Here is a 15,511-nt window from a genome sequence, read left to right as displayed (position 1 = left end):
CGGGGCCTCGCGGCCCGGCGTAGACCTGTCGGACGGACAGCGAAGCGCACGGGAGAGACGGGGCAGCGATGCGTACAACTCTTCGTCCACGCAAGGCCGTGGTCATGGCGACGGCGGCCGTCCTCGCCCTCACCCTCGCGGGCTGCGGCGGCGAGAGCGCGAAGGACCCACAGCCCGCGCCCGACCGCGAACTCTCCCTCAAGGGCGAGAAGATCGAGGTCGCGGCCGTCTGGACGGGTCCCGAGCAGGAGAACTTCACCAAGGTCCTGAAGGAGTTCGAGAGGCGCACCGGCGCGACCGTCACCTTCGTGCCCGCGCAGGACCCGATCGTGAACTTCCTCGGTACGAAGATCGCCGGCGGTTCGCCGCCCGACGTGGCGATGCTCCCGCAGGTGGGCGCGATCCAGCAGGCCGCCGCCCAGAAGTGGCTGAAGCCGGTCGGCGCGGACGCCAAGGCCGAGCTGGCGGCGAACTACTCGCGCGGCTGGCAGGAGCTCGGCGCGGTGGACGGCACCCAGTACGGGGTGTACTTCAAGGCGGCCAACAAGTCCCTGGTCTGGTACAACACCGCCGTCTTCGAGAACGCGGGCGCCTCCGAGCCGAAGACCTGGAAGGACTTCCTCTCCACCGCCGAGACGGTCTCGGCCTCCGGCGTGACCCCGGTCTCGGTCGGCGGCGCAGACGGCTGGACCCTCACCGACTGGTTCGAGAACGTCTACCTCTCGCAGGCGGGACCGGCCAGGTACGACCAGCTGGCGAAGCACGAGATCAAGTGGACGGACCCGTCCGTCGCCGCCGCCCTGAAGACCCTCGCCGAACTCTTCGGCAAGCCGTCGCTGATCGCGGGCGGGCCGTCCGGTGCGCTGCAGACGGAGTACCCGGCCTCGGTCACGCAGACCTTCACGGGCGGCGACCAGCCCAAGGGGGCGATGGTCTTCGAGGGCGACTTCGCGGCCGTCAACATCGCCCAGACCAAGGCGGAGATCGGGAAGGACGCGAAGGTCTTCCCGTTCCCGAAGGTCGGCGACGCCGGCACCGCGCCCGTGGTGACGGCCGGCGACGCGGCCGTGGCCCTGAAGGACACCAAGGGCGCGCAGGCGCTGCTCGCCTTCCTGGCCTCCCCGGACGCGGCGAGGATCTGGGCGGCCGAGGGCGGGTTCCTCTCCCCCAACAAGAACCTGGACCCGGCGGCGTACCCGAACGACGTCCAGCGCGAGATCGCCAAGGCGCTCATCGGCGCCGGAGACGACTTCCGCTTCGACATGTCGGACCAGATGCCGCAGTCCTTCGGCGGGACGCCCGGCAAGGGCGAGTGGAAGGCGCTCCAGGACTTCCTGAAGAACCCGAAGGACATCGCCGGGGCCCAGGCGCGTCTGGAGGCGGACGCGGCGAAGGCGTACCGGACCGCCACGCAGGGCTGAGGCGCCGGAATGCCGCGGACCAACGGCAGGAGCAGGACCGTGGCGGCGGGTTTCCTGCTGCCCGCCCTGCTCCTCCTCGGCGCGCTCGTCGTCTACCCGATCGGGTACTCGGTCCGGCGTTCGCTCTTCGACCGCTCGGACTCGTCCTTCGTCGGCCTCGACAACTACCTCGCACTCGTCACCGACGACTCACTGCGCACCGCCGTCCGCAACAACCTGATCTGGCTCCTCGTGGCCCCGGCGGTCGCCACCGCGCTCGGTCTGGTCTTCGCCGTGCTCACCGAACGCGTGCGCTGGGGGACGGCGTTCAAGCTGGTCGTCTTCATGCCGATGGCGATCTCGATGCTCGCGGCCGGGATCATCTTCCGGCTCGTCTACGAGCAGGACCCGGACCGCGGGGTCGCCAACGCCGTCTGGGTCGGGGTCCACGACACCTTCGCCGAGTCCTCCGGCTTCCCGAAGGCCCGGCCGCTGCCCGTGCACCCGCTGAAGGAGGCCGGGGGCGGCGCGTACGTCACGAAGGAGCCGGTCCACGCGGGCGTACCCGTACGACTGCCGCTGGTCGGGGTGGCTCCGGCGCGGATGCCCCAGGACGCGCGCCCGGCGCGCACACCGGCCGCCACCGGCGCGGACGTCTCCGGAACGGCGTGGCTGGACTTCACCCGGGGCGGCGGCGGGAAGCCGAACGCGGTCGACCCGAAGGAGCTGGGCCTGAAGGGGCTGCGGATCGAGGCCGTACGGGACGGGAAGGTGGTCGCCACGGCCACGGCGGCGGCCGACGGCAGCTTCACCCTGCCCGACCGCGCCGACGGAGCGGTGCTCCGACTCCCCGCGAGCAACTTCCGGGAGCAGTACAACGGCGTGGAGTGGCTGGGCCCCTCGCTCGTCACCCCCGCGGTCATCGGGGCGTACGTGTGGATGTGGGCCGGGTTCGCGATGGTCCTGATCGGCGCCGGACTCGCGGCCGTACCGCGCGAACTCCTGGAGGCGGCGCGGGTGGACGGGGCGAACGAGTGGCAGGTGTTCCGCCGGATCACGGTGCCGCTGCTCGCGCCGGTCCTCGTGGTCGTCCTCGTCACGCTGATGATCAACGTGCTGAAGGTCTTCGACCTGGTCTTCGTCATCGCGCCCGGCTCGGCGCAGGACGACGCGAACGTGCTCGCGCTCCAGCTGTACCGCTCGTCCTTCGGCACGGACGCGGATCTCGGGGTCGGCTCGGCCATCGCGGTCGTCCTGCTCCTTCTCGTCCTGCCGGTGATGGTGGTCAACATCCGCCGCATCCGAAGGGAGTCCCGCCGGTGAAGAGCTTCGCGGCAAGGGCCTCGGCACGCGTGACGGGGGGAGCCGTCCGGGTCTTCCTCCTGCTCACCGGCCTGTTCTGGCTGCTGCCGACCATCGGGCTGCTGCTCTCCTCGCTCCGCTCGCCCTCCGACATCGCGGCGAGCGGCTGGTGGCGGGTGCTGACGGCCCCGGCGCAGCTGACCACCGAGAACTACAGCCGGCTCCTCGCGAACGACACGATCACCGGCTCGCTGCTCTCCACCGTCCTGATCACCGTCCCGGCCACCCTCCTCGTCCTCCTCATCGGCTCGCTCGCCGGTTACGCCTTCGCGTGGCTGGAGTTCCCGGGCCGGGACTGGTGGTTCCTGGGCGTGGTCGCCCTCCTGGTGGTCCCGGTGCAGGTGGCCCTGGTCCCGGTGTCGAAGCTGTTCGGCGCGGTGGGGCTCTTCGAGACGACGACCGGGGTGGTCCTCTTCCACACGGCCTTCGGCCTGCCGTTCGCGATCTTCCTGCTGCGGAACTTCTTCGCGGAGATCCCGCGCGAGCTCCTGGAGGCGGCGCGGCTCGACGGGGCGGGCGAGATCCGGCTCTTCACCCGGGTGGTGCTGCCGCTCGGCGGTCCGGCGATCGCCTCGCTCGGGATCTTCCAGTTCCTGTGGGTGTGGAACGACATGCTGATCGCGCTGATCTTCGCGGACTCCCAGTCGCCGCCGATCACGGTGGCGCTCCAGCAGCAGGTGCGCCAGTTCGGCAACAACGTGGACGTGCTCGCGCCGGGGGCGTTCGTGTCGATGGTGGTGCCGCTGGTGGTGTTCTTCGCGTTCCAGCGGCAGTTCACGTCCGGGGTGATGGCGGGCGCGGTGAAGTAGCCCGCCGCGGTCAGGCCTTGAGCGCCGCGACCGCCGAGCGGGCGAGCTCGTCCGCGTACCCCTTCGGCAGGGGCGTACGGACGACGACGAGGCGCCAGTACAGCGGGCCGACGACCAGGTCGAGGGCCTTGCCCGGGTCGGTGCCCTCGGGGAGTTCGCCGCGTGCGACGGCCTCGCGGACGATCTGGGTCATGACGCCCTGCTGTCCGTCGAGCAGCACGGCCTTGACGGTCTCGGCGATCTCGGGGTGCCGGGCGGCCTCGACGAGCAGGTCGGGGATGACCTGGGAGGCGACCGGGTGGCGCAGGGCGTGCGAGGCCACTTCGAGGAGGGCGCGCACGTCCCCGTACAGGGAGCCGCTGCCGGGTGCCGGCAGGCCCTGGGCGGCGAAGGCGCCGACGAGGTCGAGGACGAGGGCGAGCTTGGACTTCCAGCGCCGGTAGACGGCCGTCTTGCCGACTCCCGCGCGGCGCGCGATGCCCTCGATGGACATCCGGGCGTAGCCGACGGCCGCGAGCTCCTCGAAGACGGCGGCGCGGATGGCCTCGGTCACGTCCTCGCGGAGTACGGCGGCTCCGGCGGGGGCGCGGCGGGGGGTCGGATCGGTCATGGACGGCATCCTAACCAACCGCGACATCCCGGCGGCGTTACGACGAGACGGTTGCGTTCCGACGTGGGAGCGTCCTAACCTCCCCGTAGCGACGATACGGACCCGTTCCGTCGTCGGCGGCAGCGCTCATCCCTGCCCGCCGCGCCCGCACGCCCACGCCGTCGTCGAAAGCGCCCGCACCTCCGCCGAAAGCACCCCGCAAGCCCGCACCCTCACCGAAAGCGCCCGCACCCCCGCACCCTCACCGAAAGCGCCCGCACCCCCCACCGAAAGCGCCCCGCAAGCCCGCACCCTCGTCGAAAGCGCCCGCCCGTGACCACGACACTCGCCCCACCCGCGCAGCCGGCCGCCCTCGCGGAGCGGGAGGACCTCGGCGCCCTCGCCCGCCGCCACGGCCTGAGCGTCAGCGGGGCCCGCCCCTCGCTCCCCGTCTACGTGCGGCAGCTCTGGTCCCGCCGCGACTTCATCGCCGCCTTCGCGACCGCCCGCCTCACCGCCCAGTTCAGCCAGGCGCGCCTCGGCCAGGTCTGGCAGGTGGCGACCCCGCTCCTCAACGCCGCCGTGTACTACCTGATCTTCGGCGTCCTGCTGAACGCGAAGAGCGGCGTGCCCGACTACGTCCCCTTCCTGATGACCGGCATCTTCGTGTGGACCTTCACGGCCAACACGGCCCAGGCCGGCACCCGGGCGATCAGCGGCAACCTGGGACTGGTCCGCGCCCTGCACTTCCCGCGCGCGAGCCTGCCGATCTCGCTCGCGGTCCAGCAGCTCCAGCAGCTGCTGTTCTCGCTCGCCGCGCTGGTCGTGATGCTGGTCTGCTTCGGGGAGTTCCCCACCTGGAGCTGGCTGCTCGCGGTCCCTGCACTGGCCTGCCAGGCGCTGTTCAGCACGGGCGTGGCGCTCGCCCTGGCCCGGGTCGCGGCCCGCACCCCGGACATCAGCCAGCTGATGCCGTTCGTGCTCCGGACCTGGATGTACGCCTCGGGCGCGATGTGGTCGATCCAGAACCTGGCGAGCAGCGGACGCTTCCCGGGGGCCGTGGTCCTCGCGCTCCAGTGCAACCCGGCGGCGGTCTACATCGACCTCATGCGCTTCGCGCTGATCGAGAGCTACACGCGGGCGCAGCTGCCGCCGCACGTGTGGGCGCTCGCCCTCGGCTGGGCCGTGCTGGCCTTCGCGGGCGGTTTCATCTGGTTCTGGAAGGCGGAGGAGACGTACGGCCGTGGCTGACACGCACCAGCAGGTACAGGGAACCCCCACCGTCATCGCCGACGGCGTCCACATCACGTACACCGTCCACGGCGGGCACTCCGGCGGCCGGGGCGGCGCCACCGCCGCGCTCGGCCGGATCATGCGGCGCGGTACGGCTCCGGCCGGCCGCCGGGTCCATGCCGTGAAGGGCGTCAGCTTCGTCGCGTACCGGGGCGAGGCAATTGGCCTGATCGGTTCGAACGGATCTGGTAAATCCACCCTCCTGAAGGCGATCGCGGGCCTCCAGCCGGTCGACCGGGGGGCGATCCACACCCAGGGACAGCCCTCGCTCCTCGGCGTCAACGCGGCTCTGATGAACGATCTGACCGGCGAGCGGAACGTGATCCTGGGCGGCCTCGCGATGGGCATGACCCGCGCGGAGGTCCGGGAGCGCTACGACGGGATCGTCGACTTCTCCGGCATCAACGAGAAGGACGACGCGATCTCCCGCCCGATGCGGACGTACTCCTCCGGGATGGGCGCCCGACTGCGCTTCGCCATCGCCGCCGCCAAGAGCCACGACGTGCTCCTCATCGACGAGGCCCTGTCGACCGGCGACGCGCGCTTCCGCCGCCGCAGCCAGCAGCGGATCGACGAGCTGCGGGCGGAGGCGGGCACGGTCTTCCTGGTCAGCCACTCGAACTCCACGATCACGGAGACCTGCGAGCGGGCGCTGTGGCTGGAGGCGGGCACGCTGCGGATGGACGGCCCGGCGAAGGAGGTGGTGGCGGCATACGAGGAGTTCACGGCCAAGCCGGACACCAAGAAGCCCAACAAATAAGACATAGCGGGCTAAAGTGCGGTGGGATGACGAACGATCACCCGCAGCCGGATCCCCTTCAGTCGCCACCCCGCTCCGCGAGCGAGCCCCCCGCCCTCACCGGGTCCCCCTTCGACTCGGACACCTTCACCTCCGCCACCTTCGTCACCGTCGGCCGCGGCCCCTACCTCGCCCTCGCCGCCGTCTGGCTCCTCACCCGGGCCGGGATGCTCCTGCTCCTCGCCCGCGACGACCTCGGCATCGGCGGGGTCGGCCGCGAGGTCGCCCTCTACCAGTACTGGTACGGGAAGTTCGCCGACGGCACCTTCCCGCCCGGCGACGTCACCTGGCAGTACCCGCCCGGCGCGGGACTCGTGATCATGTCGCCGGGCATCCTCCCCTGGCTCACCTACTTCCAGGCCTTCGTCACCCTCACCCTCCTCGCCGACGCCCTCGTCACCCTCGCCCTCGCCCGGGCCGACAGCGCCCGCCTCACCCACGGCGCCTGGATCTGGGTCTGCGGCCTCCCGCTCCTCCTGCACCTCCCGCTCGCCCGGTACGACGTCCAGACCACCGCCCTCGCCGTGCTCGCGCTCCTCGCCCTGGGCGCCCGCTCCACCGCCGCCCACCAGCTCGGCGGGGCGCTCGCCGGGATCGGCGCCATGGTCAAGGTGTGGCCGGCGCTCGCCCTGATCGGCACGCCCCGGGGCCGCACCACCCGCGAGGCCTGGACCGCCGCCGTCGTCACCGCACTCGCCCTCCTCGCCACCCTCGCGCTGTTCTTCTCCGACTCACTGGGCTTCCTGCGCCAGCAGGGCAGCCGCGGCATCCAGATCGAGTCCCTGGGCGGCACGGCCCTCGCGGTCGCCCGCGCCACCGGCGCGTGGCCCGGCAGGGTCGAGTTCCGCTACGGGGCCTTCGAGTACGTCGGCCCCTACGTCTCCACCCTCGGGCACCTCGCCCTGCTGCTCACCGTCATCGCCTTCGGCTGGCTGCTCCTGTGGCGCCTCACGGCCCACCGCTGGACCCCCGCCACCCCGCTCGACGCGGCCCTCGCCGCCGTCCTGCTCTTCACCGTCACCAGCCGGGTGATCAGCCCCCAGTACATGATCTGGCTGCTCGGCCTCGCCGCCGCCTGCCTGACCTCCCGCCACACCGTGATGCGCCCGGTCGCCCTGCTGCTGCTCCCGGCGGCCGCGCTGAGCTCCCTCGCGTACCCCGTCCTCTACGACGAGGTCGTCGCCGGCACCCCCACCGGCCTGGCCGTCATGGTGCTCCGCAACGCCCTGCTCCTCGCGGCGGCCCTGCTCGCCGCCCGCCGCCTGTGGACCTCGACCGCCGGCGGGCCGCCGTCCACCTGAACCCGCCGCCGCAGGCGGGAAGTTGGGGGGTCCACCGTGTCGTAGGCTCGTTCGGAAAGCGCTGTCAGCAGCTGGCTGCGGCAGCGGCGGGCAAGCGGGGGAGGCTCTCATCGGTACCGGCGTCGACGACATACTCACGCCCCTGGGCCCCGACGACCCCCGGGAGATCGCCGGATACCGGCTGGTCGCCCGGCTCGGCGCGGGCGGCATGGGCACCGTCTACCTCTCGCACACGCGCGGCGGCCAGCCCGTCGCCCTGAAACTGATCCTGCGCGAGTACGGCCAGGACCCCGAGTTCCGGCAGCGCTTCGAGCAGGAGGTGCAGGCCGCCCGCCGGGTGCAGGGCTACCACCTGGTGCCCGTGGTCGACCACGACACCACGGGCACCTCCCCCTGGCTGGCCTCCGCCTTCGTCCCGGGCATCGCGCTGCACGACGCGCTCGGCGCCTTCGGGGCGCTGCCCCTGACCACCGTCTTCCCGCTCGTCGGCTGCACGGCCCGGGCCCTGACCTCGATCCACGCGGCCGGGGTCGTCCACCGCGACCTGAAGCCGAGCAACATCATGCTCGCCCCGACCGGCCCGTACGTCATCGACTTCGGCATCGCCCGGGCCGCCGACGCCACCCAGATCACCCGCAGCGGGCGGATCATCGGCACCCCGCAGTACATGTCGCCGGAGCACGCCCTCGGCGAGCCGGTCACCGCGGCCGGCGACGTCTTCTCCCTCGGCCTGATCGCGGCGGTCGCCGCCACCGGACGCCACCCCTACGGCGACGGCGGGGCCTTCACCGTGGGCACCCGGATCGCCAACACCGCCCTGCGGCCCCCGGACCTCGACGGCTACCCGACGGAGCTGCGCCCGCTCCTGGAGCGCTGCCTCACCGCCGACCCGGCGGACCGGATCACCCCCGCCGAGCTGACCGACTGGTGCGAGCGCGCCGCGGGACGCCCGCTGACCGCACTCGGCGACTGGCTGCCGGGCCCCGTGGCGGCGACCGTCGACCGTCGCATACGGGCGGCCGCCCGTCCGCCGCGTCCGGACGACGGCACCGGCCCGGCCGGCGAACCGACCGTGCCGCCCCCGGCGACGGCCCCCGGAACCACCCCGGGCGGCACAGTGCCCACCCCTCCCCCGCCCACCCACGAGCCCACCCTCCGGGACACCACCCCGCCGCCCGGCACCGGCCCGACGCAGGCCTTCGCACCGCCGACCGCCCAGGCGACCCACACCTTCGCCCCACCGGCCGCCGGCCCGACCCCGCCGGCCCCGCCCGTTCCTCCGGCCCACCGACCCCAGCCCATGATGCCCCCGCCCTCCCCGCGCCGGCGGACGCCGATCGCGCTCGCCGTGACCGCGGCCGTCCTCCTGGTCGTCGGCACCTGGCAGGTCGCCCAGATCTTCGGCGGCGACGGGGACGGCGGCGACGACGCCCGCGGCGGTGGCAGCACACCGACCGCCGACCGGACCGCCGGCCCGTCAAAGGACGGGGCGAGCACCGCCCCGAAGACCACCACCCCGACGCCGGCCGCCGACGACGCCGGGTACACCCCCGTCTTCAAGGACCGGCCCTTCGCCCTGCGGGCACCCGCCGAACCGGAGATCGCCGGGGTCGACCTCGACGTCCCCGAGATCAAGGGCACCGGCGACTTCAACCGCTACGACTCCGAAGTGATCATGAGCGAGGTCTCCGGCGGGGACTGGGAGTTCCCCAGCGGCATGGGCAAGAGCGCCGGAAAGACCGCCCGCCAGTGCCTGGAGGGCTCCCAGGGCGACGTCCTCCCCCAGGAGATCGAGGCCGACAAGCTCCGCGAGGAGATCCCCGTGGGCACCCTCCTGTGCGGAAAGACCAGCGACGACCGGCTCGCCATGCTGGAGATCACCAAGATCACCAAGAACGCCGAGAACGACCTGCCCGACTACTTCGCCAGACTCACCGTCTGGAAGCTCTAGGACAGGCCCTGGGGGGACCATGCCGCTGGAACGTCACCTCACCGCGGACTTCGAGCGGGCCGCCTTCCTCGTGGACCTCTCCAACGTGGTCCGCGACCGGACGCTCGGCGGCCGGCGGGCCGCTCCCTGCACCGGCTGCCGGCTGGTCGTCGACGCGGCCGTCGCCCTCGCCCGTGACCCGGACGTCCCGCTCCACCTCGTCTCCGACCGCAGCCTGCAGCTCGGCGGACGCCACGAATGGGCGGACCCCGGGGAGGCCGAGCGGCTCGGCCGCTGGGTGGGGCTCGGGCTCGTCGAGGAGCTCGGGGACGCCGACCAGCGACCACCGCCCGCCGCACCGGCCCCGACCCGTGGACGCCGCTGGTGCCGAGCCGTGACCACGGCTTCCACGGCGGCGACGAGCTGGAGCTGGTCCGGGGCGTGGCCCTCGCCCGCAGCGGGCGCCGCTTCCCGACGGAGCTCGCGCAGCGCCGGCTGAGCCGGAGGCCGCCGGAGGAGCCGGGCGCGGCGGCGACGACGTACGTCTGACTCCGCGGGAAACGCTCGGCGGGAACACTCATCGGGAACACGGGGAAGGGCCCCGCCGGAACACCGGCGGGGCCCTTCCCTCTCAGACCGTCAGCTGTGCGAGCGGAGCAGCGTCCGCATCGTCCGCATCGCCACCGACAGGTTCGCCAGGTCGAAGGTGTCCGAGCCCTGGATCTCCTCCAGGGTCGTCCGCGCGCGGCCCAGGATCGCCGCGTTCTTCTCCTCCCAGGCCTTGAACCGCTCCTCGGGGCTCGTGGTGCCGTTGCCGACCGTCAGGACGTCGGCGGTCAGCGCCGAGTGCGCCGCGAAGAGGTCCTCGCGGATCGAGGCACGGGCCATCGACTGCCACCGGTCGCTGCGCGGCAGCTCGATGATCCGGTCCATCAGGTCGGTGATCCGCAGCCGGTCGGCCAGGTCGTAGTAGACCTCGGCGACCGCGAGCGGCTCCTTGCCCATGCGGTCCGCGATCGCGACGATGTCGAGGATCGGGAAGGCGGAGGAGAAGCCGGCGACCCGCAGCGCGAGCTCCTCCGGCACGCCGACCTCGGTCAGCTCGTCCAGGATCGACTGGTACCACTCCAGGTCCGAACCGCGCAGCAGCTGCGGCAGCTGGGCCCAGACCTCCTCGACGCGGTCGGAGAAGAACTCGATCGTCTCGGTGAGCTGGAGCGGCTGCGGCCGGTTGTTGAGCATCCAGCGGGTGCCGCGCTCGACGAGCCGGCGGGAGTGCAGCCGCATCCGGGTCTGGATGTCGGCCGGCACCACGTTGTCGAGGGCCTCGACGGCGTCCCAGACCTTGCCGAGGCGGAAGACGACCCGGGCGGCGGTCTGCGCGCGGACGATCTCCTCGATCGACGCGCCGGTCTCCTCGCGGAGGCGGTGCAGGAAGGTCGAACCACCGGTGTTGACGGTGTCGTTGACCAGGACCGTGGTGATGATCTCGCGGCGCAGGGCGTGGTTGTCGACGGCCTCGGTGAACTTCTCGCGCAGCAGCGTCGGGAAGTACGCGTGGAGCAGCCCGCGCAGGTACGGGTCGTCCGGCAGTTCCGTACCGATCAGCTCGTCGGCCACCGTGATCTTGGTGTACGCGAGGAGGACGGCGAGCTCGGGCTGGCTCAGGCCGCGGCCGTTGTTGAGGAGCTCGCGGATCTGCCGGTCGTTGGGCAGGAACTCCAGGGAGCGGTCGAGGGCCCCGTCGCGGCCCAGGCGGCGCATGAACCGCTGGTGGGCGTGGAGCAGGGACGGCGACTGGGCGACGGCGTTGGCCAGGGCGGTGTTCTGCGCGTAGTTGTTGCGCAGGACGAGCGAGCCGACCTCGTCCGTCATCTCGGCGAGGATCTTGTTGCGCTGCTTGACGGTCATGTCGCCCTCGGCGACGAGCCCGTTGAGCAGGATCTTGATGTTGACCTCGTGGTCGGAGGTGTCGACGCCGGCGCTGTTGTCGATGGCGTCGGTGTTGACCTTGCCGCCCTGGCCCTCGGGGCCGCCGGTGCGGGCGAACTCGATGCGGCCCAGCTGGGTCGCGCCGAGGTTGCCGCCCTCGCCGATGACCTGGGCGCGGACGTCCTGGCCGTCGACGCGGATGGCGTCGTTGGCCTTGTCGCCGACGTCGGCGTTGGACTCGGCCGAGGACTTCACGTACGTGCCGATGCCGCCGTTCCACAGCAGGTCGACGGGCGACTGGAGGATCGCCTTCATCAGCTCGGCCGGGGTCATCTTGGTGACGCCGGCCTCGATGCCGAGGGCGGCCCGCATCTGCGCGTTGACCGGGATGGACTTGGCGCTGCGGGGGTGGATGCCGCCGCCCGCCGAGAGCAGCGAGGTGTCGTAGTCGGCCCACGAGGAGCGCGGCAGGTCGAAGAGCCGGCGGCGCTCGGCGTACGAGGCGGCCGCGTCCGGGTTCGGGTCGATGAAGATGTGGCGGTGGTCGAAGGCGGCGACCAGGCGGATGTGCTCGGAGAGCAGCATGCCGTTGCCGAAGACGTCGCCGGACATGTCGCCGACGCCGACGACGGTGAAGTCCTCGGTCTGGGTGTCGTGGCCCAGCTCGCGGAAGTGCCGCTTGACGGACTCCCAGGCGCCGCGGGCGGTGATGCCCATGCCCTTGTGGTCGTATCCGGCGGAGCCGCCGGAGGCGAAGGCGTCGCCGAGCCAGAAGCCGTACGACTCCGCGACGCCGTTGGCGATGTCGGAGAAGGTGGCGGTGCCCTTGTCGGCGGCGACCACGAGGTACGTGTCGTCCTCGTCGTGGCGGACCACGTCGACCGGCGGCACGACCTCGCCCGCGACCAGGTTGTCGGTGATGTCGAGGAGCGCCGAGATGAAGGTCTTGTACGAGGCGATGCCCTCGGCCAGCCAGGCGTCGCGGTCCACGGTCGGGTCCGGGAGCTGCTTGGCGACGAAGCCGCCCTTGGCGCCGACCGGCACGATGACGGTGTTCTTCACCATCTGCGCCTTGACCAGGCCGAGGATCTCCGTACGGAAGTCCTCACGGCGGTCGGACCAGCGCAGGCCGCCTCGGGCGACCTTGCCGAAGCGCAGGTGGACGCCCTCGACGCGCGGGGAGTACACCCAGATCTCGAAGGCGGGGCGCGGGGCCGGGAGGTCGGGGATGGCCTGCGGGTCGAACTTCATCGACACGTAGGAGTGCGGCTTGCCGTCGGCGGCCGTCTGGAAGAAGTTCGTCCGCAGCGTCGCCGTGATGACGGTGAGGAAGGACCGCAGGATCCGGTCCTCGTCCAGGCTCGCGACCTGGTCGAGGGCGGCGTCCAGCTCTTCGAGGAGCGCGTCGATCAGCTCGGTGCCGGCGCGCTGGCGCTCCGGGGCCATGCGGGCCTCGAAGAGGTTGACCAGCAGCCGGGTGGTGTGGACGTTGTTGCGGAGGGTGTCCTCCATGTAGTCCTGGCTGAAGGTGGCACCGGCCTGGCGGAGGTACTTGGCGTAGGCGCGCAGCACCATCGCCTCGCGCCAGTTGAGCCCGGCGGAGAGGACGAGCGAGTTGAAGTTGTCGTTCTCGGCCAGGCCGGTCCAGGTGGCGGCGAAGGCCTCCTGGAAGCGCTCGCGGGCGTCGTCGCCGAAGTAGTCCCCGCCGTTGCCGGTGGCGACCGGCATCCGCAGGCCGAAGTCGTAGATCCAGGCGTGGGTGCGGTCGGCGCAGCGCAGCTCGTACGGGCGCTCGTCGGTGACCTCGACGCCGAGCCGGTTGAGGACCGGCAGGACGGCGGAGAGGGAGATCTGGTCGCCCGTCTTGTAGATCTTGAAGCGGCGCTCGCCGGGGCCGGCGACGACCGGCTCGTACAGGGAGAGCGCGAAGTCCTTGCCGCTGCCGGCGAGGGCCTCCAGGTGGACGAGGTCGGCGACGGCCGCGCGCGGCGAGTGGTCGGCCTTGTAGCCCTCGGGGAAGGCGTTGCCGTAGCGGCGCAGCAGCTCGGCGGCGCGCTCCTCGCCGCACTCGGCGTTGAGGGCCTCGCCGAAGCCGTCGGCCCAGGAGCGGGCGGCCTCGACGAGCCGGTTCTCGATGCGGTCGACGTCGGCGTCGGTGAGCTTCGCCAGCTCGGTGCCGGGCTTGACGCGGACGACGAAGTGCAGACGGGACAGGATCGACTCGGTGTTCCAGGCGGTGAAGTCGACGCTGGTGCCGTCGAGCTCCTCCTTCAGGATGTCGATGAGTCGCAGCCGGACGCGGGTGGTGTAGCGGTCGCGCGGCAGGTAGACGAGGGCCGAGTAGTAGCGGCCGTACTCGTCCTGGCGCAGGTAGAGCCGCAGCCGGCGCCGCTCCTGCAGGTACAGGACGCTGGTGACGATGGACTGCAGCTGGTCGACCGGGGTCTGGAAGAGCTCGTCGCGCGGGTAGGTCTCCAGGATCTGGAGCAGGTCGCGGCCGTCGTGGCTGTTCGGCGAGAAGCCGGCGCCCGCGAGGACCTCCTGGACCTTGCGCTTGACGACGGGGACCCGGCGGACGGACTCGGTGTAGGCGGCGGACGAGAAGAGGCCGAGGAAGCGGCGCTCGCCGATGACGTTGCCCTCGGCGTCGAACTTCTTCACGCCGACGTAGTCGAGGTACGAGGGGCGGTGCACGGTCGCCCGGCTGTTGGCCTTCGTCAGGATCAGCAGCTTGTGCTCGCGCGCCTTGGCGCGGGCGTCGGCGGGCAGCCGGCTGAAGGAGGGCGAGACGGGGTGGGCGTGGTGGCCCTCGTCGTCGGCGCCGTGCTGCGGGTCGGAGCGCAGGATGCCGAGGCCGGTGCCGGGGACGGCGGACAGGGCGTCGCCGTTGACCAGCTCGTACTCGCGGTAGCCGAGGAAGGTGAAGTGGTCGTCGGCGAGCCAGCGCAGCAGCTCGCGGGCCTCCTCCACCTCGGTCGGGCGCAGGTCGGAGGCGGTGGGCTCGGCCGGGAGGCCCTCGGCGATGCGCAGGGCGGCATCGCGCATCTTGTCCCAGTCCTCGACGGTCTCGCGGACGTCGGAGAGGACGCGCAGCAGGTCGTTGGTGATCTGCTTGAGGTCGGCCTTGTCGGTCTCGCGGTCGATCTCGACGTGGATCCAGGACTCGGTGAGCGCGTCGTGCGGCAGCTCGCCCTGGATCTGCGCCGACAGGACCTCGATGAGCTTCCCGGCGACGTCACGGCGGACGAGGACCTGCGGGTGGATCACGACGTGGATGCCGCGGCCCTGGCGGGACAGCTCGTTGGTGACCGAGTCGACGAGGAACGGCATGTCGTCGGTGACGACCTCGACGACGGAGTGGCTGCTGGTCCAGCCGTTCTCCTCCACCGTCGGGGTGTGGACGCGCACGTTCGCGGTGCCCTGCGGGCGGTTCTCCGCGAGCCGGTAGTGAGAGAGCGCGGCGCCGAACACGTCGACCGGGTCGCGGTCGGCGAGGTCCTCGGGCGCGGTGTGCAGGTAGTAGCGCTGGAGGTAATCGAGCACGGTGTCCCGGTCCGGACGCTCTCCAGAGCCCTCCGGGCCCGTCGGAAGTCGCCCCCCGACCGGGCTGTGCTCAGCTACCCGAGCGGCCCTCTCGAGCAGCTCGGCCTTTGCTTCGTCCAGCTTGGTCTGCATGTCCTCTGACTCCTGTCGCGCGCCGTTGCGTGACGTCGGTGGAAGAAAGGACACAACGCCACGACGCGGTGATTCCGGTCGAAGGAGACGTTATGCCCGAATGAGAGACGCCCGGGCCGAATCCGGCCACGGAGAGCGGCACGCCCGGACGGAGAGGATCGGCGAACGCACGGTCGACCCGGCCGCTGTCGCGGTCCGGGCGGCAGCCGGGGGCTTCACTGCCCCCCTGGCGTATCGCGCTGATCACGGCAAAAGCCTATCGCTCCCGACCCCCGAACCGTCATGAGCCTTATGCGTACAAAAGAGCGGGGGAAGTTTGACGATATGGACAGCGACACGTGTCTCCTCGGCAAACCACCACGCCGGGGGCACCGGGTGCGCAACCATGGGCACAGCACGACAGACCGACCATCTGTGATCT

Annotated in this window: 10 protein-coding genes; 8 read left to right on the top strand and 2 right to left on the bottom strand. The window is 71.9% G+C overall.

From position 1 onward, the window contains the following. Window positions 1-68: 68 nt before the first annotated feature. From AC07AW_RS06820 to AC07AW_RS06810, 3 genes are read left to right on the top strand one after another with little or no spacing between them, the layout of a single operon-like run. Window positions 69-1,421 (top strand): ABC transporter substrate-binding protein, encoded by a 1,353-nt coding sequence (locus AC07AW_RS06820; RefSeq protein WP_478814427.1) that lies wholly within the window; start codon window positions 69-71, stop codon window positions 1,419-1,421. 9 nt (window positions 1,422-1,430) lie between these two features. Further along, a complete protein-coding gene (locus tag AC07AW_RS06815; protein WP_478814426.1) occupies window positions 1,431-2,723 on the top strand; it encodes a carbohydrate ABC transporter permease in 1,293 nt (430 codons plus the stop codon). Next, on the top strand, window positions 2,720-3,571 hold the full coding sequence (locus tag AC07AW_RS06810) for a carbohydrate ABC transporter permease (protein ID WP_478814425.1): 852 nt from the start codon (window positions 2,720-2,722) through the stop codon (window positions 3,569-3,571). The genes AC07AW_RS06815 and AC07AW_RS06810 overlap by 4 nt, the downstream gene beginning before the upstream one ends. Before the next feature lie 10 nt (window positions 3,572-3,581). Here AC07AW_RS06810 and AC07AW_RS06805 read toward each other — a convergent pair whose 3' ends face one another. After that, entirely contained in the window at window positions 3,582-4,181 is a 600-nt protein-coding gene (locus tag AC07AW_RS06805; protein ID WP_478814424.1) for a TetR/AcrR family transcriptional regulator, read from the bottom strand. A gap of 312 nt (window positions 4,182-4,493) precedes the next feature. Between AC07AW_RS06805 and AC07AW_RS06800 the strand changes: the two genes are divergently transcribed. The 5 genes from AC07AW_RS06800 (at window position 4,494) to AC07AW_RS06780 (ending at window position 9,982) form a co-directional block, all read left to right on the top strand. Then, entirely contained in the window at window positions 4,494-5,411 is a 918-nt protein-coding gene (locus AC07AW_RS06800) for an ABC transporter permease (RefSeq protein ID WP_478814423.1), read from the top strand. Continuing rightward, window positions 5,404-6,213 (top strand): ABC transporter ATP-binding protein, encoded by an 810-nt coding sequence (locus AC07AW_RS06795; protein WP_478814422.1) that lies wholly within the window; start codon window positions 5,404-5,406, stop codon window positions 6,211-6,213. Before AC07AW_RS06800 ends, AC07AW_RS06795 begins: the two co-directional genes overlap by 8 nt. Window positions 6,214-6,239: 26 nt before the next feature. Further along, window positions 6,240-7,553, top strand: coding sequence for a glycosyltransferase 87 family protein (locus AC07AW_RS06790; RefSeq protein WP_478814421.1), 1,314 nt, complete (start codon window positions 6,240-6,242; stop codon window positions 7,551-7,553). A gap of 109 nt (window positions 7,554-7,662) precedes the next feature. Beyond that, window positions 7,663-9,504 (top strand): serine/threonine-protein kinase, encoded by a 1,842-nt coding sequence (locus AC07AW_RS06785; RefSeq protein ID WP_478815294.1) that lies wholly within the window; start codon window positions 7,663-7,665, stop codon window positions 9,502-9,504. Between the two features lie 19 nt (window positions 9,505-9,523). Further along, entirely contained in the window at window positions 9,524-9,982 is a 459-nt protein-coding gene (locus tag AC07AW_RS06780) for a hypothetical protein (protein ID WP_478814420.1), read from the top strand. A gap of 140 nt (window positions 9,983-10,122) precedes the next feature. Here AC07AW_RS06780 and AC07AW_RS06775 read toward each other — a convergent pair whose 3' ends face one another. Next, entirely contained in the window at window positions 10,123-15,090 is a 4,968-nt protein-coding gene (locus tag AC07AW_RS06775) for an NAD-glutamate dehydrogenase (protein WP_478814419.1), read from the bottom strand. Window positions 15,091-15,511: the final 421 nt, after the last annotated feature.

The sequence above is a fragment of the Streptomyces sp. NPDC044003 genome, from assembly GCF_056435185.1.
This window is presented reverse-complemented; position numbering and strand designations above follow the sequence as displayed.